The organism is Chryseobacterium sp. (genome assembly GCF_008014695.1).
Taxonomy (GTDB): Bacteria; Bacteroidota; Bacteroidia; order Flavobacteriales; family Weeksellaceae; genus Kaistella.
The window spans coordinates 188,309-212,368 of record NZ_VOXE01000002.1 but is presented as its reverse complement, the minus strand read 5'-3'; the positions used below and the strand labels follow the sequence as shown (position 1 = coordinate 212,368).

Genomic DNA, 24,060 nt, shown 5'->3' with positions numbered 1-24,060 from the left:
CGAAGAAGCTCCAGAGGCGCTGAAAAAACTTTTCCTCCAAATGCAGAAAATTCCGGATTGGTACGATGAAAATTTGGCCAATGTCGGGGCAAGGTTCTGCATGCGTACCGGCACAAACGCCTTGATAATTCTGCGGGATTTTACGCTGATGGGTGGTTACGATTTCGCCTACCTCAACAAACCCTTGGTTTTTACGGGAGTTTTGAAGAAAGGTGCGGTAAAACGCCTAAAAGACACGCTCGAATTCTGGGTGAACGTAACGCGGGAAAATGCATTAAAAATAAATTCTGATGCCTATCAATTGATCGTAAGAACGCGGTTGATGCATTCCTATGCGCGCCTGAAAATTAAAGAGAAAAACAAAGACTGGGATTATGGAAACTGGGGCGAACCAATTAACACGTGGGATATGGTCGCTACTTACACCGGCTTCAGCCTTGTTTTTATGCAGGGCCTAAAAAAACTCGGAATCATTATCTCCGAAGAGGAAGAAAAAGGGGTTTTTCATCTCTGGAAATACATCGGCTACCTTCTCGGTATTCCCGCAGATCTTATGCCTGAAAACCGGCAGCAGGCGACTGAACAGTTTTATCTTTGGACGGCAACCCAGGCAAAAGGGGATGAAGATTCCGCTCATCTGGCGAAAGCTTTGCTGGATGAAAACCTCCAGTCCACGATTCTGAAATATGAATTCCAGCGCAAAAACCTGCGGTATCTTCACATCTGCTGCAACTGGTATCTGTTGGATGCTGAAATCAACAATAGACTCCTGATTCCCGCAGTTGCCGTGCCTCATCTCTTCCCTTCCCTCATCAGAAAAGCCAATATTCTGACGCAGAAAATTTTTAAATTATCTTCGGAAAAGAAATACAGTCAACTCGTGAAAACCGGGAATAAGCAGCAACTGAAAGTACTTGATGATTACCTAAAACACACCCCGAAAGATTTTCATTACTAGGCAGTTTTTGAGAATTTTATAGGATAAAATAAAGAAGAATTCCGTATTTTTGTATAAATATAAATATACAAATGAGCAGTACTGACGATAAGAAAAAAGCACTGGCACTGGTGCTTGAAAAGCTTGATAAAACATACGGAAAAGGAACGGTCATGACTTTGGGAGATGCTTCCGTTGACACTTCCATCGAAGTCATTCCTTCCGGTTCACTCGGTCTGGATCTGGCTTTAGGAGTTGGCGGTTATCCTAGAGGTAGAGTGATCGAAATTTACGGCCCTGAATCTTCAGGTAAAACCACCTTAACCTTGCACGCGATCGCAGAAGCGCAGAAAGCCGGCGGAATCGCTGCTTTCATTGATGCGGAACATGCTTTCGACAGACATTACGCTTCCAAACTCGGGATCAATCTTGATGATTTAATCATTTCACAACCCGACAACGGAGAGCAGGCTTTGGAAATTGCCGATAATTTAATCCGTTCAGGCGCCATCGATATCGTGGTGATTGACTCGGTTGCGGCATTAACGCCAAAAGCGGAAATTGAAGGGGAAATGGGTGATTCGAAAATGGGGCTTCACGCAAGGCTGATGTCTCAGGCACTGAGAAAATTGACCGCTACAATTTCCAAAACAAAATGTACCGTAATTTTCATCAACCAATTGAGGGAAAAAATCGGGGTAATGTTCGGAAATCCTGAAACCACTACCGGCGGAAACGCCTTGAAGTTTTACGCATCTGTAAGAATCGACATCCGAAAAGCCAGTGCGCCTATTAAAACCGGGGACGAAGCTGTAGGAAGCCGTGTGAAAGTAAAAATTGTGAAAAACAAAGTCGCACCACCTTTCAAAATGGCGGAGTTCGACATTATGTACGGCGAAGGGGTTTCGAAAGTGGGAGAAATTCTGGATATGGCTGTAGAAACAGGCATCGTGAAAAAAAGCGGTTCATGGTTCAGCTACGACGAAACAAAACTTGGTCAGGGACGTGATGCCGTAAGAGACATGCTGAAAGACAATCCTGAACTTGCGGAAGAACTTGAAGGCAAGATCAAAGAACATTTGCTGAACAAATAATTCAGAATCAATTAAATTTAAAAGACAGCTACGCGCTGTCTTTTTTTTCTCATCTCTTCACAGAAAATGTCAAAATGTCATTTTCTTCAATCTGGTATTTTTTTTGAAAAATGAACCGGGAATAAAAATCTTAAAATTATGACGAAAGGAAATATCAATGTTTCAGTGGAAAATATTTTTCCGCTGATTAAAAAGTTTCTCTACAGCGATCACGAAATATTCCTGCGGGAGTTGATTTCCAATGCGACCGATGCTACTTTAAAATTGAAACACCTCACCAACATTGGTGAAGCGAAGGTAGATTACGGCAATCCGTACATTGAAGTAAAAATCGATAAGGAAAATAAGAAACTCCACATTATTGACCAGGGAATCGGGATGACTGGTGAAGAGGTTGAAAAATACATTAATCAGGTGGCTTTTTCAGGAGCAGAAGAGTTCCTTGAAAAATATAAAGACACTGCCAAAGATTCAGGAATCATCGGCCATTTCGGTCTAGGTTTTTACTCAGCTTTCATGGTTGCCGAAAAAGTGGAACTGATTACCAAATCTTTTAAAGATAGTGAACCGGCTGTGCGATGGATCTGCGACGGCAGTCCGGAATTCTCTCTGGAAGAAACCACCGACAAAACCGACAGGGGTACTGAAATCATCCTCCACATCGCAGAAGATTCCACAGAATTCCTGGAAGAATCCAGAATTCGGGAACTTTTACTGAAATATAACCGATTCATGCCGGTTCCCATTAAATTCGGAACCAAAAAAGAAACCTTGCCTTTGCCGGAAGACGCCGCAGAAGATGCAAAACCGGAAACGAAGGAAGTGGATAATATCATCAACAATCCGACACCGGCGTGGACGAAAGCTCCGGCTGAACTTAAAGATGAAGATTACCGGAATTTTTACAGGGAACTGTATCCGATGCAGTTCGAGGATCCTTTGTTCCACATTCATTTAAATGTCGATTATCCGTTCAACCTGACCGGAATTCTCTTCTTCCCAAAACTGGCAAACAACCTGAATATCGAAAAAGACAAAATCCAGCTTTATCAAAACCAGGTATATGTAACGGACGAGGTCAAAGGAATCGTTCCGGATTTTCTAATGCTTCTGAGAGGAGTGATCGATTCTCCTGACATTCCGCTGAATGTCTCCCGTTCTTACCTTCAGGCTGACGGGGCGGTGAAGAAAATCTCTTCTTACATCACCAAAAAAGTGGGCGACAAAATGGCTTCGCTTATCAATGAAAATCGTGAAGATTTCGAGAAAAAATGGAACGACATTAAAATCGTTATTGAATACGGAATTATTTCGGAAGAGAAATTTGCGGAAAAATCTGATAAATTCGCGTTATATCCGAACGTTGACGGTCAATATTTCCTCTGGAATGAACTCGAAGAAAAAATCAAGGCCAACCAGACCGACAAAGAAGGAAATCTGGTGATTCTTTATGCAACAAATGAGCATGATCAGCACAGTTACGTTCAGGCTGCGAAAGACAAAGGCTATGAAGTGCTGCTTCTGGATTCGCCGATTGTGCCGCATCTGATCCAGAAACTGGAAACTACAAAAGAAAAAATCCAGTTTGCAAGGGTGGATGCCGACCACGTAAACAATCTGATTAAAAAAGATGAACCTGTAATTTCAAAACTCAGTGAAACCGAAAAGGAATCACTGAAAAAAAATGTGGAAGAAAGTATTTCTGATACAAAATTCGCGGTTCAGCTGGAAGATTTGGACAGTACCGATGCTCCATTCATCATTACCCAACCTGAATTTATGCGCCGAATGAAAGACATGCAAGCGACCGGTGGTGGCGGAATGTTCGGGATGGGAGGTTTCCCTGAAATGTATAATCTGGTGGTGAATACGAACAGCGAACTTGCCGGAAAAATTTTAAAAACCGAGAATACGGAGGAAAAAACAGCTCATATTAAGCAGGCTTTGGATCTGGCTAAATTATCTCAGAATCTTCTGAAAGGAAAAGATCTGACGGATTTTATCCAGAGAAGCTATCATGAACTGGCGAAATAATTTTGGGAAACTTTTAAGTTAGGCCTTTACAGACTTTATACTGATTCGGCGGAGCCTTTGGCTCCGCCGAATTTATTTTCAAGTTAACATTGCAATAAAAACACATTAATCCAAATAATTGTTTTTATGCTTCATGCGTTGAATCAGCCTTTTCTCATCCTCTTTTGAAACAGGAATTCTCGAAACGGCATTAAAGTTACCGGAAGGATCATTTTCCACATCTTTTCGCCTTTTTATATATTTCTCGTATGTGGTTTCAATTGCGTCATTTAAAAGAGTGATCGGAAGTTTTTCTTTTTGAAGATAACTCAGGGTAAAGTGATAAAATTTTTTCTCGTCATACAGTTCAATGATGAGTCCTGGCAAGCCTTTAAAATTATATGGGCCTTCAGGAATCGTAATATCTTTGGAATACCATGCAACAATATTTCTACTACCGTACTTTCCGACAGCTTTATGACAAACATATCCATTTATAGACTTCGTTTCATCAATTAGTTTCCACACCGTTTTGTTGATCGGTTCAAAGACAAATACATTATTAAGTATTTTCGAATAAACTTTCACGATCCCGTTTTTTCTGTATACTTCCGGCTGAAATTTCGCTCTTTTAATATTAGAAAAATCAGGGGAAATTATCCCTCCATTCTTTATAGTATTAAAAGCATATCCAATCGCTTTCTTAGTTAAGGAATCCTGTTTTATCTTTAGATCACTCCTGAATAATGACACATTTTTCCCGATTAAAAGGCTAGTTAACTCATCTTGTGTAGTAGAAACATCCAAAGTATCTACTAAAAAAATCATTTGGTATTTACACTGCAAGTAAGAACTGTCAACTTTATTTTGACCGAAACTCAAAATACCTGTTAAAAATGATATTGTGATATAGAATTTATGCATTTTTCAATTTTAAAAACTCCGATACAAGCCATTTCCTGAATTAATTCGCTTCGTTTGTTATATCAGTACAACTAAGTTAGCACAACTAAAAAACAAGAGTAGAACAAATTTTTCATAGATAATGTAGAAGCAAGGAAATAAACTTTAGTATTTAATAAAAAAGACCTCACAATTCCTCCAAAGGATTCCAGAAAATCTTTCTAAAATCCTGGATGCTGTTTCCTTTCACTTTAATTCCTTCTTTACCTAACTTTTCAGTGAATTCATCCAGACAACTGGCCGTAATGTGTCCAGACGAATTGCAAACCCGGTGCGCAGGAAAATTTACTTCATAGTTTCTCAAAGCGTTGCCAACATGACGCGCATGGTTCGGATAACCAACTGCTTTCGCAATCGCGCCGTAGCTCGTCACGCGTCCTTCCGGAATCATCATGATGATTTCAAAAACCTGTTTTCTGAACATTTCATCCATCCTTCAAAATTAAGATTTTATAAATTCTTATCTTTGCGCAAAGCAAAAAATTTATGAATAAACCGATTACCGAATTTATCGAAAAATACTATTTACATTTCAACGCTGCGGCTTTAGTAGACGCTTCCAAAGCATATGTTGCCCACCTGAAAGACGGCGGAAAAATGATGATTACCCTTGCCGGAGCCATGTCAACTGCCGAACTCGGCAAAATTCTGGCGGAAATGATCCGTCAGGACAAAGTACAGTTCATCTCCTGTACCGGCGCCAATCTGGAAGAAGATCTCATGAACCTCGTAGCACATTCCCATTACGAAAGGGTTCCCAATTACCGGGATCTGACCCCGGAGCAGGAATGGGCTTTACTGGAAAAAGGCCTGAACAGGGTGACCGATACCTGTATTCCGGAAGAGGAAGCCTTTAGAAGGTTACAGAAACACATCTTCGAAATCTGGAAAGACGCCGAAACGAAAGGAGAAAGATATTTTCCGCATGAATATATGTACAAAATGCTTTTATCTGGCGTTCTGGAACAATATTATGAAATTCCGAAAGAAAATTCCTGGATGCTTGCTGCTGCAGAAAAAAACCTACCGATTGTTGTACCGGGCTGGGAAGATTCCACAATGGGAAATATTTTCGCGAGTTACTGCATCAAAGGAGAATTACAGCCTTCTACAATGAAATCCGGTATTGAATACATGACTCACCTGGCCGACTGGTATCCAAAAAACTCAGGCGGAAAAGGTGTCGGATTCTTTCAGATTGGTGGTGGAATCGCAGGTGATTTCCCGATCTGCGTGGTTCCAATGCTGTATCAGGATATGGAAATGCACGACATTCCGTTCTGGTCTTATTTCTGTCAGATTTCCGATTCCACAACTTCATACGGTTCTTATTCGGGGGCGGTTCCCAACGAAAAAATCACATGGGGAAAACTGGATATCACAACACCGAAGTTTATCGTTGAAAGTGATGCCACCATCTGTGCACCGTTAATGTTCTCTTATATTCTGGAGAATTCTTAGCTCAGCATTTCCTAAAAAATTAAAAATGTACAACTCAAAAAGTTGTACATTTTTTTTAAATATATAAGACTTCTGTTAACTATTTTAGTTGCTAAAACCTGAATTTCCGGTTTTCTTTTTTTTCACCCAGATGTTTTTTTGCCGTAATCCTTTTTTCAATCTGCCTTTTTGAAGGTTTTGTGGCTCTTCGCGGCTTGGGTTTAATTAAAGACTTATTGACGATTTCCAGAATTCTGTCAGTGGCAATTTTCTTGTTCTGAAGCTGAGTCCGGCTTTCTGAAACGGTAAGCTGCAGGATTCCTTCTAGGTTGATTCTGTTTTTAAGCTTTGTAGAAATTAGTTCTATTTCATCATCATTGAAAAAATCCGTGTCAGAAAGCTTCCACATCACTGTAACCGCGGTTTCCACTTTGTTCACGTTCTGTCCGCCTGCTCCGCTGCTGCGGGAGGTTTTGTAAGTAAGCTCTTTTGAGAAATCTTTCATTTATAATTAAAGTAATGTCTGGTACGGTTGAACCAAATTTAACAATTCTTTTCGGTTAATCTTTCCGTTTGGGATCCGCGAAAATTTGGGCAGGTAAAAGATTTCTTTCGGCCTGTGGTTTTTTGACAGTGAAACTTCAATTTCATCCAACACATCTGCAATCTTATGTCTTAATTCTTCTGAGTCCTCACCTTCTACAATCAGGATCAATTTCTGCCCCAACCTTTCATCATTTAAAGCAGAAAACACCACTTCATTTGGAAGTTTCTTACTCACCAACGCTTCTAATTTTTCTGGATGAATCTTCAGTCCCCCAGAATTGATGACGTTATCGAACCGCCCGATGAATTTAAATTTTTGATCACCAATTAACTCAACTAAATCATTAGTCCGAATGATTTCCGGGCTGAGTTTGGGCGCATTGATAATGAGACAACCTCTATCATCCAGATCAATTTCAATACCTTTGAAAACAGTGAAATATTCTTCGACAACCGGATAAATTTGCTTCAGTGCAATATGGGAAAGGGTTTCAGACATTCCGTAGGTCTCATAAATTTTTGAATTTTTCAATCCTGCCTGATGAATCTTTTGCTTTAAATTTTCTGAAACCTTTGCACCGCCAATAATAAGATTTCTGATCAAATGGATCTTCTCCAACGAATTCTCAACCTGCAGCGGAGACATTGCGCAGAAATCAAATTCCTCACTGAGATTTTCCAATGGATTCGAGGTCGGATTTTTAACGGTAAGTTTCAGCTTTCGTGAAATGGAACGTACCAGCATCATCTTTCCGGAGATATATTCCACCGGAAGGCACAATAATGCCGAGTCCCCTTCTTTCAGTTTCAGGAAATCGCAGGTCATTTGTGCCGAACTGAGCATCTTATTTTTTTCAATCTGAAAGATTTTCGGAGCGCCAGTGGAGCCTGAAGTCTGTACGGCGACGGCTTTGGACGGCGAAAACCACTCTTTTAGAAAAATTTGCACTTTTTCTTCAAAATCACTTTCGTCTGATAAACGATTCATATTGAAGTCCTTAAAATCAATGGTCATTTCCTGAAAAAATTTATTAAAAGATTTTTGGTATTTAAATGAAGAAATTATTTGCAGTTATTAAAAATTATTTTAAATTTGCACCACAATAATTGAGACCCATGGTGTAACGGTAGCACTTCGGTTTTTGGTACCGTCAGTTGGGGTTCGAATCCCTGTGGGTCTACAATTTAAAAGAAGCCTTCTGAAATTCAGAAGGCTTCTTTATTTTACATTCTGTCTACCGTTCCGATTCCCAGAAGCTCCAACGATTTTTTAATTGTTTTTCCAGTTAAAGCAGAAAGTTCGAGACGGAACTGTTTGATTCCCTCGTTCTCCTGTTTCATCATCGGATTGTTCTGATAAAAGGAATTGAAGGACTTCACGAGTTCATAAAGATAATTCGCAACTAAAGCGGGACTTAAAACTTCAGCAGCTTTTGAAATGACTTCTTTATAGTTAGACAGCTGCATGATCAATTCTTTTTCAGATGCGTTCAGATCATAATCAGCTTCAGCCTCACCAGCTTTAAAATCCGCCTTATTGAGCAGCGACTGGATCCTTGCATAGGTATACTGGATGAAAGGCCCTGTATTCCCGTTAAAATCGATACTTTCAGCCGGATTAAAGAGCATTTTTTTCTTCGGATCCACTTTCAGCATAAAATATTTCAGTGCGCCCATTCCGACCGTTTCATAGGATTTCTCTTTTTCTTTGTCAGAAAGATTTTCCAGTTTCCCTAATTCCTGAGATTTCTCTTTGGCAGTTCTGTGCATTTCCTCCATAAGGTCGTCAGCATCTACAACCGTCCCTTCACGGGACTTCATTTTGCCGTCAGGAAGCTCTACCATACCGTAAGATAGATGGAACAGATTTTCAGCCCATTTATATCCCAGTTTTTTAAGGATTTTAAACAATACATCAAAATGATAATCCTGTTCATTCCCGACCGTGTAAATCAGTTTCTGAATATCATTCTCTTTAAAACGTTCCACTGCGGTGCCCAAATCCTGAGTCATGTACACGGAGGTACCATCAGAACGGAGAAGCAGTTTATGATCGAGTCCTTCTTCAGTAAGATCGCACCACACCGATCCGTCTTCCTTGCGGTACAGAACGCCGTTATTCAAGCCTTCGTGAATTAAATCTTTACCCAAAATATAGGTATTGCTTTCGTACTGCACCATATCGAAATCGACTCCAAGTCTTTTATAGGTTTCCGCAAAACCTGCATAAACCCAGGAGTTCATTTCATTCCAGAGATCCCTCACATGAGCATCGCCTTTTTCCCAGTCTAGAAGCATTTTCTGCGCTTCCTGAATAAGCTGCGCATTTTTCTTTGCCGATTCTTCATCACTCCCTGACGCTATAAGTTCTGAAATTTGCTTTTTATAATTTTTATCGAATTCCACATAGTAATTCCCAACGAATTTATCACCCTTGAGATGAGTGGATTCCGGTGTCTGTCCGTTTCCGAATTTTTCCCACGCCAACATCGATTTGCAGATGTGAATACCCCGGTCGTTGATAATCTGGGTTTTTAACACATTGTACCCATCTTCTTTAAGTATCTGAGCGACCGAAAATCCCAAAAGATTGTTACGGATATGGCCCAAATGCAGGGGCTTGTTGGTGTTGGGAGAAGAATATTCTACCATCACCGTCTGATTTTTTGGCTGAACAGCGCCGAAATTCTGCTGAAGATTTCTGAAATTGCTGAAAAAGAAGTTATTCTTAATCGTGAGGTTTAAAAAACCTTTTACAACATTATAACTTTGTACAAAATCTGCCTGTGCAGAAAGTGCGTTACCGAGTTCTACCGCAATTAAATCGGGGCCTTTTTTTAGAAGTTTGACGAGCGGAAAAGTTACGATGGTGAAGTCGCCTTCAAACTCCGTTTTGTTCTGCTGGACCTCCAGCTTAAGGTCATTGATCTGATAGGTACTCCGGATAATTTCGGAAATTTTATGCTGGATAAGGTCTTTGATATTCATGATAAAAATTTGATTACAAATATACGGAAATAAAAAAACCACTCCGGAGAGTGGTCTTTTAAAAGATCTGGATAAAATATTACATTTTAATACATCTAGTGTTCATCCTCGGCAAAACCAGTTCGTTTATAGCCTCCGACGGTGTAAATAGTCCCCGGATCGTCTGCAAACTCAACTTTGAAAACAATACTGTCGGACTTGTTTCCACCAGTAGTTGTTGCTGCTCCTTTAAGTATTTTACCTTCTGTAATGGTCATTGCTACATCGTAGGACTGATTTTGCAGATTTGCACCTGAAAACGTTTTTGTAGAGTAGTTAATTGGAGTTTTGACTTTGTATTCATAAGTATTATCATGATCATCAATCCACATCTCCTGACCATTATTTGCTGCGGTATTATACGTTGTTAACAATGTATAACCGAAGTTATAAACATCCTGTCCATCAACTGTGAATTTTACATACCAATCACCAGCCATTTCCTGGGTCGATGTACCTCCCTGATCATCTGACACATCTCCATCTCCTACTCTATCACAAGAAGTAACAAGTCCGATTAGTGACAACATTAACAGTATATTTAAAAATTTCCTTTTCATGATTATTAATTTATTTGGGTTAACGTTGCAGTAAAATTATATCCAGAATCCCATGTAGATGGAATTACAATTGTTTTGGTTGTAGCATTAACAGTTACATTACTCACCATTACATTGCCACCAAAAACACCAACACCATTTGGTTGGGAAGCAACAGTAGCTATACCTGCAGTATAATTCAATTTCAGCCCTCTACTTGCATATGTTGTGCCATAACTTCTTCCCAAATCATAATACCCACCAATGGCATCACTAACTTCATAAGTGCCATCAGTGTTTTTCCAGATTATAACATATTTTAATGGAATGTTAGCTGGGACAGCACCCTGTGAGGGGGTTCTAACAACTTTCGATTCATACAAACCTTCTATGCTTGTTAAAAAATCTCCCGTTTTGTATACATAAATACTCCGGTTAGCGGTAGCGGAAAAACCATCTTTGTTTACTGCTGAATATACCGCTGTATAGCGATCTGCAACATTAAGATTCAAGGTGTTTGCCCCACGATAATCTCCTTGATAGGAAGTTTCAAAAGGTATAACCACTCCGTTTTCGGTTGCTTTAACTCCTGGATCCGTGTAAGAACCTCCCAGTTGTACAAAGGCTGGAGAATTTCCTAACACTTCAAGAACTGGATAATTGGTTACATCGGATAATCCAAAAGTATCAGAATCAGATGAGCAAGAAACTGCGAAAATTAATGCTGACGCATTTATTGCTGCTATTTTTATAATATTCTTTATTTTCATTATTTTAAATTTTAATTTGCATCATACCATAAAGCATCGGTAATCGGTTTCAATCCAGGGAAATTCGCATTGGTCTGGCTTTCCGAAACAGGGTATACAATTCGTCTCGGAAACAAACCATTAGTCGTTCCTTCTACTGAATACGCAAACTGCCCCGGTATATAAGATAAACTCGATTGCGGAACACTGCTAATTTCCGGTATTTTTGTTCTTTTTTGTTCAAAAAATGCTTCATATCCTTTTCCAGGGAAGAAAGAAATCCATTTCTGAGTCAAAATTGCCTCTAGTTGTGGATTCGTTCCCACAGGAAAAGCATAATCACCCGTTAATAGTGCTCCTGGTGAAAGTCCCCATTGACTGAAAGCTTCATTCACTCCCATGTCATAAAGGTTTTTTGCATTGGTGCCGCCATTATATCTTACAGATGCTTCCGCTTGGAGAAAATAACTTTCTGCGGCAGATATAAAATAAACCGGATCCGTAGCCTGCAACTTGATTACTGCTGCATTTACATTTGCAGTATTATCAAAATCACCCTGATCCTGTGAAGGTCCACTGGTATAGAACAATGGCATTCTGGGATCATTGTTGTCAGAAAGATAAGAGTACAATGTTGTACTTGCTCTTAAATTAGTACCAACATTCAATTGCCTTCTGTCAGTTTCGTATAATGGATTACTTTTATTGGCCTGATCTTCGTACTGGGTAATTGCGGCATCAGTAGTAAGGAATTGTGCTCCTGAAGAGTATAATTGCTGAATACCTGCCTGTGCAACTGAAGGTCTGGAATTGGTTTGCCGAATATATAATTTTAACAGCATCGTATTTGCAAAACGCTTCCATCTTTCCATATCACCCCCGAACACCAAATCATCACCGCCAGGGATAACCGTGGTAGAAGAACTACTTAAGTCTTTTGATAAGGCAAGTTTAAGATTGGCAACAAGCCCATCATAAATTATTGCAGGTTCATCAAACTTAGGAGCTAAAATTTCAGAATTTGTTGCTTCAGTAAAAGGTACCGCCCCATAGGAATCTGTAAGAACTTGAAAAGCATAGGCTTCCATAACGGTCGACATTAAATAATAATTCCAATTACCCGAAGTTTCTGCATTCTTTTTTACATTTCTTAAATCCAGGATTGCATCGTACATTGAAGACCAAGCCCCATTGTAATCGCCTGTATTAATAGAATAGTTATCTATCTCTTTGTATTGATTAGCAGCAGCACTTTGAGTAAAATACTGACTCCAGAATCCTCCGATCAGTGCATAATAAGAGCCGGCTGATGTCGCAACTCCCGTTGAAGCGCCACTGAATTCACTGTTAAGTGGTATTTGTTCAGGTGATAAATTATCAGGGTCTCTATTAATGTCGAGCTGATCATTACAAGAAATTATAGAAATCGCGGCTACAAGGCCGAATATGAATATTCTTATTTTTTTCATTTTTTTTTATTTAAAAATTAAACTTAAACATGGCCCCATAGGTTCGTTGGGTTGGGTTGGAACTGAATTCTCCCATTTCACTATTCAAATCATTACCGTAGGTGGTTGATTCAGGATCTACATATGGATTATCCGCAGGTGTCCATAGAAAAAGATTTTTTCCATACAGTGAAAAGGTTGCCCCTTTTATACCCATTCCACCAAGCCATTCCTTAGGAAATTTAAATGCCAGTGAAACATCTCTTAATCTAATAAAAGTTTTATCAATTATGTGCGTTTTTTCAATAGCCGGATTATTGCTGGTATTGTAAAAATTAGCAACATTCTCATAACTTATAGGAGTAGTGTTTTCAGAATAGGTACCGTCTCCATTATCGATCACAGAATTTGGAATGATAAACGGATTTCTGTCATTATAAATGGTTTCGATTCCATTACCATCGAAGTGGCTTAACCTTTTTGTATATGAATACATCTCTCCTCCTTGTTTCCAGTCAATACCAAAAGAAAGACTGACATTCTTGTAAGTGAATGAGTTACGAAGCCCCATTACGAAATCTCTCTCTGATGCCCCAATCTTCTGTTCTTCTTCTGTTTTTTCATAATACCCAGTTGCCGCATTAACAATATACTGGCCTGCGGCATTTGTTTTAGGAACAAATCCGTAAAATGTCCCTATGGTTTCGCCCTCTACAAATTTATAGGTAATTCCATAATTATTAACAAGGACTATTTCTGTATCATCTCCTTTAATGTCTATAACTTTGCTCCTATTCTTCGTGAAAGTATACGTTAAATCCCACTCAAAGTCTTTTGATTTCAAAGGTTTTAAATTGAGAAGTAACTCTACTCCTTTATTTCTTACTGATGCGAAATTTCCCAGTATTTCTCTATATCCTGTAGATCGTGGTAATATTTTAGTAAGTAATATATCTTCAGTACCTCGGTTGTATAATGAGACATCAAAACCAACCCTATTTCTCAGAAATCGACCTTCAGCGCCAACTTCTACTTCAGTTGTAAGCTCATTTTTAAGATCCTCATTACTAACTCTAGTACCAATTTCAAAAGAGTTTACACCACCAAAAGGGTAAAGTAATGAGCCAAAATAGCCATCATTAGTGGTTTGTTCAGCAATTGCATAGACTTGATAAGGCGTAGTATCTTTTCCTGCCTGTGCCCAACCTGCCCTTAATTTTAAGAAATTACTGTCATTCAAAACAATTGCGCTTACCCCAACAGAAGGATAGAAGTAAGAGTTGGATTTCACTGGTAAAGTTGAAGTCCATTCTTCTCGCGCTGTCATTACTAAGAAATATCTGTCTAAAAAACCTAGTTCAGCCGAACCAAAAACATAAAAAAATCTATTTAAATAATTATCCTGAGCCAAAATCGGAGTTGAAGCAGAATTGGAAAGTTCGTAAAAATTCGGTAAATCTAAATCTGTAACCTGTGCTGCCAGAATGTTGCCACTTTTTTGGGTATATCCTGTACCAAGAGCCGTCATCAATCCCCAATTTTTCCCAAACTCAGCCTTATGATTTAAAGTCAGATAAGCATCATACAGTTTATCCGTTCTTTTGGATTCCCGTACGGCACCTACCACTCTGTTCGCAGTTGCTAAGTCCTGAGGCGAACCGGGAACATAGTCAACTATTGCTCCCCATCGCTTGATATCTTCATTCTGAACATCAGCCCCTAACTGTAAGGTTGCCGAAAAGTTATCAGTAAAATCATAATTAAAATTGGTATTTCCAAAAAACCGGTCCGATTTAGCCCTTACAATATTATTATTCAAAACCGAATATGGATTAGACGCATAAGGGGTGAAGAAATATGAAGGGGTGTTATAAATATTTCCCATATCCTGTAGATCAATTAAGCTGACATCATTTGGCATCTGCAGTATTTCCTGAAACACTGACTTACCAAATGAGGCATCATCTCCCTGACCAGTAGGAACTGCATTTGTTTTTCGATGAGAATAATTAGCAGAAACCCTAACCTTCAGTTTATCGAAACTGAGACCTCCATTAAAACCAAACGCCCGGCGCATAAATTTATCATTGTCAGTTGGGAAAACCCCATCAGAGCTGATATCACTGATGGTTAAAGCAGCATCTGCATTATCACCTCCACCTGAAATAGTAGCTGTATTACTAAAAGTGGTACCAATATCAAAAAATTCACGTACGGCATCTTCCAATCCTACATAAGGCTTAATCATCTGACTGTTGTTCACAATTCTGCCCCATGGTCTTATGCTGCCATTAAACATTGGTCCCCAAGAACCATTTTCGTTGGAAGCTGCAGTACCTCCTTCTCCTACCACGGTAGAATAAGAAAGTCCATTCCAACCCTGCCCAAAGCGTGTCTGGATATGAGGCACTCTTGCCACTTCAGAAAAATCAATACTGGATATATAATCAATATTCAATCTTTTTTTACCTCTTTTGGTGGTAATCAAAATCACCCCGTTTGCTCCATCCTTACCATATAACGCGGTCGCCGCTGCACCTTTTAAGAAGTTCATTGACTCTATAATGTTTGGATCTAAATCATTTATAGAAGAGCCGGTATCGAATGTACTGTCAAAACCTGTTTTGCTGGATGACACATTCAACATTGGAGTTCCATCAATTACATAAAGCGGTTGGTTATTACCCAGTGATTTAAATCCTCTTGTAATTATTTTCGGTGTCGCCCCTGGTTGCGCTGGAGCAGAAATATCTACACCCGCTACTTTTCCGGACAGATTTTCAAAAGGATTACTACTCGTAACTTCTCTTAATTGATCACCATCTACAATAGTCTTTCCATAAGTGCTGGATTTTGCCTGTCTTTTAACACCCAGAGCTGTCACAACAACCCCTTCAATCTGCTGCGTTTTAAGGGAGTCTTGCTGTGCACTCATCATATTAAATGAAGCAGCGAGAACTACCACTAAAACGCTTGTTGTTAGTTTCTTCATATCAAATTAAATTTTTCGTTAAAGCAAATGTGCAAAACTTTCTCTATACAAACAAATTTTTTGTTAAAAAATTCTTAATATATTTGTAATAAGTACTTAACATTGGGTGAAAATTAGAGGTTTTATGGAATTGCTAAAAAAATGGTCGGATAATTATATTGAGGCAGGCTGCGATGAAGTAGGCCGTGGTTGCTTATGCGGCCCAGTGGTTGCTGCGGTTGTTATTTTAGATGAAAACTTTATGCAAAATTTGGTTAATGACTCTAAAAAATTAACATTTAAACTCCGTGCGGAGCTTGATTCCTATATTAAGGATCATTCACAGGAATATGCCATCGCTGAACTTCCACCTTCTTTTATTGATGAACACAATATTCTGAATGCCAGTATTCATGCGATGCATCGGGCCCTCGATCAGCTGAAGATCCGGCCGCAACTGATCCTCGTGGACGGTAACCGTTTTCATCCTTATAATTTTATTCCTCATCAATGTATTGTGAAAGGTGACACCAAACTTCTTTCCATTGCTGCGGCGTCTATTCTGGCTAAAAATTACCGGGACAAACTCATGATGGAACTCCATGAAGAATTTCCCCATTACGGCTGGAATACCAATATGGGCTATGCAACCAGGGAGCATCGGGATGCGCTTGTGAAATTCGGCCCCACCATTCATCACCGGCGTTCCTTCCGGTTAGATTATAGTTATACGGACGAAGATGATACTTTGTAGCTTTTTTACTAAATTTAAAAGGCTGTTTTAGGAGCAATAATTATGGAGAACTTTAAGCACAAAAAAGCGGAAAAATATTTTTCCGCTTTTTTATATACATATATATAAGGTGTACTTATTTCTTTTTATTCGTATGTTGCTGCTGTACTTTTTGCTGCTCCTGTGCTTTCTCCATCATCTCCCGCATTCTTTTTTGGAAATTGCCTTCTTTTTTAGGCTCTTTCAGTTTATTCGCCTGAATTTGTGCGTGGATCTTCTTCTCATCCAGAATCCAGTATTTAATGACAAGTATAATTAAAATGTTGATCGCATTGGATACAAAATAATACCACGAAAGTCCTGAAGCTGAAGTATTCAGAAAGAAAAGGAATGTAATCGGGAAAATATACATCATCACCTTCATATTCGGCATCCCTTCCTGCTGTGGCTGCTGAATGTTTCCGGAAGTCATAACGGTATAAATCAAGATAACAACTGTACATGCAATAGCTAAAACACTTAAATGATCCCATCCAAAAAACGGTATTTTAAAAGGGAGCTTGATCAGATCATCATAAGCCGTAAGATCTTTTGCAAACCAGAATCCCTTTCCTCTTAAGTCAATCATATTTGGGAAAAAGCGAAAGAGCGCATAAAATATAGGAATCTGTACCAAAGCCGGTAAACAGCCTGCCATCTGATTGACCCCTGCTTTCCGGTAGATGGCCATGGTTTCCTGCTGTTTCTTCATGGCATCTGCACCTTTCAGTCTGGCATTTACCTCATCAATTTCCGGACGGATTACGCGCATCATCGCACTCAATTTATGCTGTTTGTACATAATCGGTGACAAAATAATCTTTGTAGCAATCGTCATAAGAAAGATCACCCAACCGGCAGCAATTCCGAAATCGGAAAGCCAGTTATAGATAGGAATGAAGAACCATCTGTTTAAAGAGCCAATGAAAGACCAGCCCAAAGGAAGAATCTCATCAAAATTTTTGTTGTATTCCTTTAACAAAGGCATATCCAAAGGCATAAAATACCATTTGAAGCTCTGATTCAGTTCGTTTCCGGCAAGATCTACCTGCCCGTTGAAATTAAATTTCTTCAGAAACTCTCCTTCTTCTATATTTTCCTGGTTACCCTTTGAATTTTTAAAGCCAGATTGTGGTTCAAGGACTGCAGTAAAAAACTGCTGTTTAATCCCAATCCAGTTCAGCGTTTCCTCGGGTTCATCCATTTCAGTTCTGGCATCATAATCATAAGATTTATAATTGTCGAACGTGTAGGCAAATTCGGTGTGGGTTTGTTCCTGAGAACGCCCTTTTTCCATTTCACGAACGCTGTAATCCCAGATAAAATCAGCTTTCCCATCTGTAACCAACTGATTTAAACCCTGTGTTTTTACATGAAAATCGACAGCATATTTATTTGATAAGGTATAAATAAACTGAATTATAGCGCCGTTAACATCAGCCTGCATGGTCACAGAATTGCCGTTCTGTACCGGAGTGAAGACCAAATCTTTTGTGCTGAAGGTTTTTCCTGTTTTGTCTTTGAACTGAAATCCATAGGCGGAATTGTTCTTGTCGAAAAGCAGAAGATTTTTATCGTTCGTATCAGTCTTGGGGTTATAGGCTTTGTATTCATTCAACTGAACTGTAGAAATCTGGCCGCCCAAAGTGGATATTCCCAAGGTCAGTTCCTTGTTTTTCAGCTGAACCTGCTGAATAGCTGCGGATTTCAAACTGTCGTTCAAATTGGTAACCAGAGCCGGTTTCACAGTATTGGAATTAGCTGTGGGGGCAACCTGTGCTGTTTTTGCTGCCTCTTTAACCTTTTGATCTTTGGATTGTTTATTTTGGAAATAAAACATAAATCCGATCAGAATCATTGAAAAGACTGCGAAGCTGAGCAACTGGTTTTTATCCAGTCCGTTATTTTGCTGCATTGTATTTAATTGAATAGTGTATTGTTAAGCAGGATTTTTCACAAAATCCGTTCCTCTTAATTTTGGGTGACAAAAATACTGAATTTTTTGGCAAAGAAGAACTTTTTGTTCCTTTCCTTTAAAAACAGCAGAGGTAGAAAACATTTTGTCCTCTACCTCTTTTTTTTATTTTGCTGATGCAGCCTTTATCAGCGCCTTGAACAAAGGATGCGGGCTGGCTACTGTACTTTTATATTCCGGGTGATACTGAACTCCTACGTAAAAAGGATGATTTTTTAATTCAAGCGTTTCCACCAAACCGGTTTCGGGATTGAAACCTGACGGAACCAGGCCGTTTTTCTCAAACTCTACCTGATATTCGGAGTTGAATTCATACCGGTGACGGTGTCTTTCGGAAATATTCTTGGATCCGTAAATGTCATTGAGTTTCGAGCCCGCTTTCAATGCGCATTTCCACGCACCGAGACGCATCGTTCCGCCTTTTTCCACCACATTTTTCTGTTCTTCCATCAAAGAAATAACCGGTTCAGGTGTGGAAGGATCAAACTCCATTGAATTGGCTTTTTTATATCCCAAAACATTGCGGGCAAACTCGATGGTCATGATCTGCATTCCGAGACAGATGCCCAAAAGCGGAATTTCATTTTCGCGCGAATATTTTGCTGCAAGAACTTTTCCTTCAATGCCTCTGTCGCCAAAACCGGGCGCAATCAGCATTCCGTCAATTCCGTCGAATGTTTCCTTGATGTTTTCTTCAGTTAAATCGCCACTGTATACCCATCTTACGCGCACTTCCGTCTCCAGATCTGCACCTGCATGAATAAAAGCTTCTGCAATGGACTTGTAGGAATCCTGCAGGGAAACGTATTTCCCTACCAAAGCAATTTCTACCGATTTTTTAGGATTCTGGTATCTTTTCAGGAAGCTTTTCCAGTCTTTTAAATCGGCCTCCTTGTCGTTTTTCAGATCAAGCACTTTCAGCACCACATCGTCAAAATCCTGTTTCTGAAGATAAAGCGGAACTTCATAAATCGTGTCCAGATCTTTACATTCAATCACATTTTCAAGAGCTACGTTACAGAACTGGGCAAGTTTTGCGCGCTGCTCTTTCGGAATTTTATGTTCGGTTCTGCAGACCAGAACATCCGCCTGAATTCCGCTTTCCATGAGCTGACGGACCGAATGCTGGGAAGGTTTGGTTTTCAGTTCACCACTTGAAGCCAGAAATGGAAGCAAAGTAAGATGAATGACCATTGTGTTGTTTGCACCCAGCTCCCATTTCAGCTGTCTTACGCTTTCAATATAAGGAAGTGACTCAATATCGCCGACCGTTCCGCCGATTTCGGTGATGATGATGTCGTAATTCTGTTTGGCCAGAATTTTTATCCGGCGCTTGATTTCGTTGGTAATATGAGGAATCACCTGAACGGTTTTTCCGAGAAAATCGCCCTTTCTTTCCTTTTCAATAACCGTCTGGTAAATTTTACCCGTAGTAACGTTATTGTTCTGGGAAGTCGGGGAGTCGAGAAATCTTTCGTAATGTCCTAAATCGAGGTCGGTTTCAGCGCCGTCTTCAGTTACATAACATTCGCCGTGCTCGTAGGGATTTAATGTTCCGGGATCGATATTGATATAAGGGTCAAGTTTCTGGATAGTGACATTAAATCCCCTTGATTTTAGCAGTAAACCAAGCGATGCCGAAACAATTCCTTTTCCTAAAGATGACGTTACCCCTCCAGTGACGAAGATGTATTTCGTGTTCTTTTTACTCATTAGATTTAGGTTTGTGCAAAGTTAGGGGAAAAAGCAATGCAAGACAATGATAAATTGGTCTTAACCAAAAAAACGACACCATTTTTCGGCGCCGTTTTTAATTTAAATGTTTGGAAAACTTTTATTTAACCAGTTCTACAAATAATTTAATGTCTACATATTTTGCCACAGCTCCTCCGGTTGGATCATATTTGATATTGTAATCAAGCCGGTTGATGATAAAATTGGTCTGGAAACCTAAAACTTCTTTACCCTGCTGGTTTTTTGCGATACCGCCGTAGGTTACGGGCACACTCACTTTTTTGGTGACATCTTTTATGGTAAGGTTTCCGGTTAAGATGTATGAATTTCCTTTACCTTTTTTAATGGAGGTGCTCACAAACTTCATGGCAGGAAACTTTTCAGCTTCAAAAAAATCAGCACTTTTCAGGTGATTGTCTCTCATTTCCACATTGGTGTTGATGGAATTTACATCGATCATGAAATCGAATTTTGCATTATTGAGAGCGTTTCCTGTAGTAGTAACGGTTCCGTCCATCTTATCAAATCGTCCTTCCACAAAGCTGATGCCCATATGTTTGATGTTGAAAGAGGCGAATGAATGCATTGGATCTACTTTCCAGGTAGTCTGTGCAGATGCAGTGTTGCTTAAAAAAGCGAAAGCAAAGAATAAAAATAATTTTTTCATTTTATGAAGTTTAATTAGGTGTAAAGATATCACGAAAGAAAGTTTCCTGAATTGATGTATGATATCTTTTGAAGGCAATGTTTGTGAAGAATTTCATTAATTTTACCACATGGCAAAACTTAAAACAGCATATTTCTGTCAGAACTGCGGTACTCAGTATCCGCAATGGCTTGGCCAGTGCAAGAACTGCGGCGAGTGGAATACTTTGGTGGAGGAAATTGTCGAAAAATCACCTTCAAAAACTTTTACCGATAAATCGAAACAGCATATCATCAACATCATTGAGGTTGAAACCAACGAAGAACAGCGCATTGCAACGCCTTCGGAAGAACTGAACCGCGTTTTGGGCGGCGGAATTGTTCTCGGTTCCGTTACTTTAATTGGTGGTGAACCTGGAATTGGAAAATCGACGCTTCTTTTGCAGCTAGCTTTGAAAATGAAGAAGAAAATCCTGTATGTTTCGGGTGAAGAAAGCGCTTCACAGATAAAAATGCGCGCGGACCGTCTGACGGAACTCCAGAACCCCAACTGTTTTCTTTATACGGAAACTTCGGTGGAGAAAATCCTGCACGAAGCCAAAAAACTGAAACCCGATTTTGTCATCATCGATTCTATACAAACCTTACAGAGCCAGCTCATTGAAAGTTCTCCCGGAACGGTTTCCCAGATCCGGGAATGTTCCAACGAGATCATCAAATACGCGAAAGACAGCAACACGCCGGTATTTTTGGTCGGTCATATCACCAAAGACGGCCAGATCGCGGGTCCGAAAGTGCTGGAACATATGGTGGATGTCGTCCTGAATTTCGACGGCGACCGGAACCATCTTTTCCGTTTGTTAAGGGCCAACAAAAACCGTTTCGGTTCAACTTCCGAGATCGGGATTTACGAAATGGTTGCGCAGGGTCTGAAAGAAATCAAAAATCCTTCGGAAATCCTGATCACGAAAAAATTTGAAGAACTTTCAGGCAATTCTGTGGCAGTAACGCTGGAGGGAAACCGCCCCATGCTCATTGAAATTCAGGCTTTGGTAAGTTCTGCAGTGTACGGAACACCGCAGAGAAGCTGCACCGGTTTTGATTCAAAAAGACTGAATATGCTCTTGGCAGTTCTGGAAAAACGCTCCGGCTTCCAGTTGGGTTCGAAAGATGTTTTCCTGAACATTACCGGTGGAATTAAAACCGATGATCCTGCACTCGATTTGGCTGTAGTGGCATCTGTCCTTTCTTCCAACGAGGATATTGCGATTTCAGAACATTTCTGTTTTGCGGGAGAAATAGGACTGAGTGGCGAAATCCGTCCGGTTCCGCAGATTGAACAAAGGATTTCCGAGGCTGAAAAACTCGGTTATGAAAAGATTTTTGTTTCGAACCTGAATAAGATTCCAAAGAAAAAATTCGGGATTATCATTGTGGAAGTGAGCAAGATTGAGGATTTTCACGAACATTTGTTCTAAATTCACTTCATGAATTTCCTCGCCCACTCCTACCTCACCTTTACCGATGAACAGATTGTCGGACAGTTTCTGGAAGATTTTATCCGGAACAAAGACCGTTTTTCCTTTCCGAAAAAAATAGGTGAAGGCATCACACTGCACCGGGAGATCGATACCTTTACGGATGCGCATCCCGAAATTCATGAAGCGAAGAAAATTTTCAGCCCTTTGGTGAGACTATATTCCGGAGCATTTGTTGACGTAGCTTTTGACTATTTTCTGGCCAATTCGCTGCCTGAAAAAATCCTGAAAAAACATTCCGAAAACGTTTACAGGGTTTTGAGAACCCACGAACACATTTTTCCGGAAAATTTTAAAAGAATGCTGGACGGTATGGAGAGAGACAACTGGCTCTATCATTACCGCGACGAAAGTGGCATTGGATTTTCTTTCCGCAATGTGCTGAACAAAGCGAAATATCTCGATAAAAACATAGGCGTTTTCGAGGTTTTCCTGAACAATAAACCTCAGTTAAAAATTCATTTTGAACTTTTCTTTCCCGATTTGCTCGCACATGCAAAAAAGATCAATGCAGAATTCAGTACCTAGAAATTCTGGTACAGGTAACGGTCGGGATAATTGAGTTTGTGGCTTTTTCTGTTGCCGCCCACAATGATATGAATGATATTCATCTGGTCATCAAAACGGTTATAGAGCAGGCTTACGGCAGTCTCCACTTTTTTCGGAGCATTGGTTTTTTCGGATTCCAGATAAATGTTCACCGCTTCCTGATCTTCTTCAAATCCTATATATGTAATTTTCAGGAAATTGTTGTCCACTTTCAGTTTCAGGTATTCTTCACAGTATTTTACGAGAAATGCGTTGATTTCCTGTTTGTATTTAGGGTCATTAAAGTGAACCGCTTTCCCGTATTTTTCATTTAGAGCGTTTTCAAGGTCATCCAGAAAAAATTTCCCGCTGATTTCGAAAGTTTTCGAGGCCGGATTGTATTTAAATTCAACAGAACCAACGTGATAGGGATGAATTTCTTTTGCCTGGACAGAAGAAACAAGAAAAAAAATGAAAACAATTAACAACTTTTGCATGGTCCAAAGTTAAATAAATTTTGTATTATCGTCGCTGAATACTTTATTGAAAATGACGGATCTGCTTCTTTACTTACAACTCGGATGGGAACATATCATTTCCTTTGATGCGCTCGATCATCAGCTGTTTGTTTTGGTTTTAGTAGCGGTTTATTCGTTCAGGGAATACAAAAAAATCCTTTGGCTCGTCACCGCGTTTACCATTGGCCACTCCCTGACTTTGGCTTTAAGCATCCTGGATATCGTAAGGATTCCTGCCAATTGGGTAGAGTTTTTGATTCCGCTGACCATTTTTATTACCGCCCTTGATAATCTTCTGATGAGAAACAGACAGCAGAATTTAATGCGGATGAACTATTACCTCGCGCTGTTTTTCGGTCTGATCCACGGAATGGGATTTGCCAATACCGCAAGGATGATGATGGCTGCAGAACAGAACATTGCTGTTCCGCTTTTGGGCTTCAATATTGGTTTGGAACTGGGGCAGATCGCAGTGGTTTCACTGATCCTTTTGACCGAATTTTTACTGATGAGATTTCTGAAAATCAGGAAAGTGTACTGGATCGTCTTCACATCCGCTCTTACGCTCATCATCGCTTTTGTAATAGGTGTGCAAAGATTTCCGGTACATACCTGAAAATAAT

Annotated in this window: 21 protein-coding genes and 1 tRNA gene; 9 read left to right on the top strand and 13 right to left on the bottom strand. The window is 39.7% G+C overall.

Features of this window, described 5'->3' with window-relative positions:
• The first annotated feature begins 148 nt into the window (after positions 1-148).
• The 3 genes from FUA25_RS05405 (at position 149) to htpG (ending at position 4,065) form a co-directional block, all read left to right on the top strand.
• Positions 149-958: an oxygenase MpaB family protein gene (locus FUA25_RS05405; RefSeq protein WP_410493467.1), complete on the top strand. Its 810-nt coding sequence runs from the start codon at positions 149-151 to the stop codon at positions 956-958.
• Between the two features lie 71 nt (positions 959-1,029).
• Positions 1,030-2,031: a recombinase RecA gene (gene recA, locus FUA25_RS05400; RefSeq protein WP_147755885.1), complete on the top strand. Its 1,002-nt coding sequence runs from the start codon at positions 1,030-1,032 to the stop codon at positions 2,029-2,031.
• 138 nt (positions 2,032-2,169) lie between these two features.
• Positions 2,170-4,065: a molecular chaperone HtpG gene (htpG, locus tag FUA25_RS05395; protein ID WP_147755884.1), complete on the top strand. Its 1,896-nt coding sequence runs from the start codon at positions 2,170-2,172 to the stop codon at positions 4,063-4,065.
• Between the two features lie 105 nt (positions 4,066-4,170).
• On the opposite strand, the gene FUA25_RS05390 is transcribed toward htpG, so the two are convergent.
• Positions 4,171-4,968 (bottom strand): GLPGLI family protein, encoded by a 798-nt coding sequence (locus FUA25_RS05390; protein WP_147755883.1) that lies wholly within the window; start codon positions 4,966-4,968, stop codon positions 4,171-4,173.
• Positions 4,969-5,134: 166 nt separating this feature from the next.
• On the bottom strand, positions 5,135-5,440 hold the full coding sequence (locus FUA25_RS05385) for an MGMT family protein (RefSeq protein WP_147755882.1): 306 nt from the start codon (positions 5,438-5,440) through the stop codon (positions 5,135-5,137).
• Positions 5,441-5,493: 53 nt separating this feature from the next.
• Between FUA25_RS05385 and FUA25_RS05380 the strand changes: the two genes are divergently transcribed.
• Complete coding sequence (locus tag FUA25_RS05380) at positions 5,494-6,468, top strand: deoxyhypusine synthase family protein (RefSeq protein WP_147755881.1); 975 nt, start codon at positions 5,494-5,496, stop codon at positions 6,466-6,468.
• A gap of 91 nt (positions 6,469-6,559) precedes the next feature.
• On the opposite strand, the gene arfB is transcribed toward FUA25_RS05380, so the two are convergent.
• Positions 6,560-6,952, bottom strand: coding sequence for an alternative ribosome rescue aminoacyl-tRNA hydrolase ArfB (gene arfB / locus FUA25_RS05375; RefSeq protein WP_147755880.1), 393 nt, complete (start codon positions 6,950-6,952; stop codon positions 6,560-6,562).
• 6 nt (positions 6,953-6,958) lie between these two features.
• The gene (locus FUA25_RS05370; protein ID WP_147755879.1) at positions 6,959-8,008 is read right to left on the bottom strand and encodes an AMP-binding protein; all 1,050 of its coding nucleotides are present in this window, start codon (positions 8,006-8,008) and stop codon (positions 6,959-6,961) included.
• 95 nt (positions 8,009-8,103) lie between these two features.
• Here FUA25_RS05370 and FUA25_RS05365 point away from each other — a divergent pair.
• Positions 8,104-8,174, top strand: a tRNA-Gln gene (locus FUA25_RS05365).
• Positions 8,175-8,217: 43 nt separating this feature from the next.
• On the opposite strand, the gene argS is transcribed toward FUA25_RS05365, so the two are convergent.
• The 5 genes from argS to FUA25_RS05340 form a co-directional block, all read right to left on the bottom strand.
• Entirely contained in the window at positions 8,218-9,981 is a 1,764-nt protein-coding gene (argS, locus tag FUA25_RS05360) for an arginine--tRNA ligase (protein WP_147755878.1), read from the bottom strand.
• A gap of 95 nt (positions 9,982-10,076) precedes the next feature.
• A complete protein-coding gene (locus tag FUA25_RS05355) occupies positions 10,077-10,580 on the bottom strand; it encodes a lipid-binding protein (RefSeq protein WP_147755877.1) in 504 nt (167 codons plus the stop codon).
• Between the two features lie 5 nt (positions 10,581-10,585).
• Complete coding sequence (locus tag FUA25_RS05350) at positions 10,586-11,329, bottom strand: immunoglobulin-like domain-containing protein (RefSeq protein WP_147755876.1); 744 nt, start codon at positions 11,327-11,329, stop codon at positions 10,586-10,588.
• An 11-nt stretch (positions 11,330-11,340) separates the two neighbouring features.
• Positions 11,341-12,777 carry a SusD/RagB family nutrient-binding outer membrane lipoprotein gene (locus FUA25_RS05345; protein WP_147755875.1) on the bottom strand — a complete coding sequence of 479 codons (1,437 nt, stop codon included), beginning with the start codon at positions 12,775-12,777 and terminating at the stop codon, positions 11,341-11,343.
• Between the two features lie 10 nt (positions 12,778-12,787).
• A complete protein-coding gene (locus FUA25_RS05340; protein ID WP_147755874.1) occupies positions 12,788-15,748 on the bottom strand; it encodes a SusC/RagA family TonB-linked outer membrane protein in 2,961 nt (986 codons plus the stop codon).
• 124 nt (positions 15,749-15,872) lie between these two features.
• Between FUA25_RS05340 and FUA25_RS05335 the strand changes: the two genes are divergently transcribed.
• Positions 15,873-16,481 (top strand): ribonuclease HII, encoded by a 609-nt coding sequence (locus tag FUA25_RS05335; protein WP_147755873.1) that lies wholly within the window; start codon positions 15,873-15,875, stop codon positions 16,479-16,481.
• A gap of 115 nt (positions 16,482-16,596) precedes the next feature.
• On the opposite strand, the gene yidC is transcribed toward FUA25_RS05335, so the two are convergent.
• From yidC to FUA25_RS05320, 3 genes are all read right to left on the bottom strand, one after another.
• Positions 16,597-18,414 carry a membrane protein insertase YidC gene (gene yidC, locus FUA25_RS05330; protein ID WP_147755872.1) on the bottom strand — a complete coding sequence of 606 codons (1,818 nt, stop codon included), beginning with the start codon at positions 18,412-18,414 and terminating at the stop codon, positions 16,597-16,599.
• A 165-nt stretch (positions 18,415-18,579) separates the two neighbouring features.
• Complete coding sequence (locus FUA25_RS05325; RefSeq protein WP_147755871.1) at positions 18,580-20,187, bottom strand: CTP synthase; 1,608 nt, start codon at positions 20,185-20,187, stop codon at positions 18,580-18,582.
• A 121-nt stretch (positions 20,188-20,308) separates the two neighbouring features.
• Positions 20,309-20,875 (bottom strand): YceI family protein, encoded by a 567-nt coding sequence (locus FUA25_RS05320; protein WP_147755870.1) that lies wholly within the window; start codon positions 20,873-20,875, stop codon positions 20,309-20,311.
• A gap of 109 nt (positions 20,876-20,984) precedes the next feature.
• On the opposite strand from FUA25_RS05320, the gene radA reads away from it, so the two are divergent.
• Complete coding sequence (gene radA / locus FUA25_RS05315; protein ID WP_147755869.1) at positions 20,985-22,331, top strand: DNA repair protein RadA; 1,347 nt, start codon at positions 20,985-20,987, stop codon at positions 22,329-22,331.
• A 9-nt stretch (positions 22,332-22,340) separates the two neighbouring features.
• Positions 22,341-22,919, top strand: a complete 579-nt coding sequence (locus tag FUA25_RS05310; RefSeq protein WP_147755868.1) for an ACP phosphodiesterase — start codon at positions 22,341-22,343, stop codon at positions 22,917-22,919.
• Here FUA25_RS05310 and FUA25_RS05305 read toward each other — a convergent pair.
• Positions 22,916-23,416, bottom strand: a complete 501-nt coding sequence (locus tag FUA25_RS05305; protein WP_147755867.1) for a DUF6702 family protein — start codon at positions 23,414-23,416, stop codon at positions 22,916-22,918. The genes FUA25_RS05310 and FUA25_RS05305 overlap by 4 nt on opposite strands.
• 52 nt (positions 23,417-23,468) lie before the next feature.
• Between FUA25_RS05305 and FUA25_RS05300 the strand changes: the two genes are divergently transcribed.
• On the top strand, positions 23,469-24,053 hold the full coding sequence (locus tag FUA25_RS05300; protein ID WP_147755866.1) for a HupE/UreJ family protein: 585 nt from the start codon (positions 23,469-23,471) through the stop codon (positions 24,051-24,053).
• Positions 24,054-24,060 lie beyond the last annotated feature (7 nt).

Excerpts from the sequence above, each read along its gene's own strand:
- FUA25_RS05335 (WP_147755873.1), top strand. The coding sequence starts at position 15,873 with ATGGAATTGCTAAAAAAATGGTCGGATAATTATATTGAGGCAGGCTGC.
- FUA25_RS05320 (WP_147755870.1), bottom strand. The coding sequence starts at position 20,875 with ATGAAAAAATTATTTTTATTCTTTGCTTTCGCTTTTTTAAGCAACACT.
- FUA25_RS05325 (WP_147755871.1), bottom strand. The coding sequence starts at position 20,187 with ATGAGTAAAAAGAACACGAAATACATCTTCGTCACTGGAGGGGTAACG.
- FUA25_RS05355 (WP_147755877.1), bottom strand. The coding sequence starts at position 10,580 with ATGAAAAGGAAATTTTTAAATATACTGTTAATGTTGTCACTAATCGGA.
- yidC (WP_147755872.1), bottom strand. The coding sequence starts at position 18,414 with ATGCAGCAAAATAACGGACTGGATAAAAACCAGTTGCTCAGCTTCGCA.
- argS (WP_147755878.1), bottom strand. The coding sequence starts at position 9,981 with ATGAATATCAAAGACCTTATCCAGCATAAAATTTCCGAAATTATCCGG.
- recA (WP_147755885.1), top strand. The coding sequence starts at position 1,030 with ATGAGCAGTACTGACGATAAGAAAAAAGCACTGGCACTGGTGCTTGAA.
- FUA25_RS05380 (WP_147755881.1), top strand. The coding sequence starts at position 5,494 with ATGAATAAACCGATTACCGAATTTATCGAAAAATACTATTTACATTTC.
- FUA25_RS05300 (WP_147755866.1), top strand. The coding sequence starts at position 23,469 with ATGACGGATCTGCTTCTTTACTTACAACTCGGATGGGAACATATCATT.
- arfB (WP_147755880.1), bottom strand. The coding sequence starts at position 6,952 with ATGAAAGATTTCTCAAAAGAGCTTACTTACAAAACCTCCCGCAGCAGC.
- FUA25_RS05405 (WP_410493467.1), top strand. The coding sequence starts at position 149 with ATGGGTGGTTACGATTTCGCCTACCTCAACAAACCCTTGGTTTTTACG.
- FUA25_RS05350 (WP_147755876.1), bottom strand. The coding sequence starts at position 11,329 with ATGAAAATAAAGAATATTATAAAAATAGCAGCAATAAATGCGTCAGCA.
- FUA25_RS05305 (WP_147755867.1), bottom strand. The coding sequence starts at position 23,416 with ATGCAAAAGTTGTTAATTGTTTTCATTTTTTTTCTTGTTTCTTCTGTC.
- FUA25_RS05340 (WP_147755874.1), bottom strand. The coding sequence starts at position 15,748 with ATGAAGAAACTAACAACAAGCGTTTTAGTGGTAGTTCTCGCTGCTTCA.
- FUA25_RS05390 (WP_147755883.1), bottom strand. The coding sequence starts at position 4,968 with ATGCATAAATTCTATATCACAATATCATTTTTAACAGGTATTTTGAGT.
- htpG (WP_147755884.1), top strand. The coding sequence starts at position 2,170 with ATGACGAAAGGAAATATCAATGTTTCAGTGGAAAATATTTTTCCGCTG.
- FUA25_RS05370 (WP_147755879.1), bottom strand. The coding sequence starts at position 8,008 with ATGACCATTGATTTTAAGGACTTCAATATGAATCGTTTATCAGACGAA.
- FUA25_RS05385 (WP_147755882.1), bottom strand. The coding sequence starts at position 5,440 with ATGGATGAAATGTTCAGAAAACAGGTTTTTGAAATCATCATGATGATT.
- FUA25_RS05310 (WP_147755868.1), top strand. The coding sequence starts at position 22,341 with ATGAATTTCCTCGCCCACTCCTACCTCACCTTTACCGATGAACAGATT.
- FUA25_RS05345 (WP_147755875.1), bottom strand. The coding sequence starts at position 12,777 with ATGAAAAAAATAAGAATATTCATATTCGGCCTTGTAGCCGCGATTTCT.
- radA (WP_147755869.1), top strand. The coding sequence starts at position 20,985 with ATGGCAAAACTTAAAACAGCATATTTCTGTCAGAACTGCGGTACTCAG.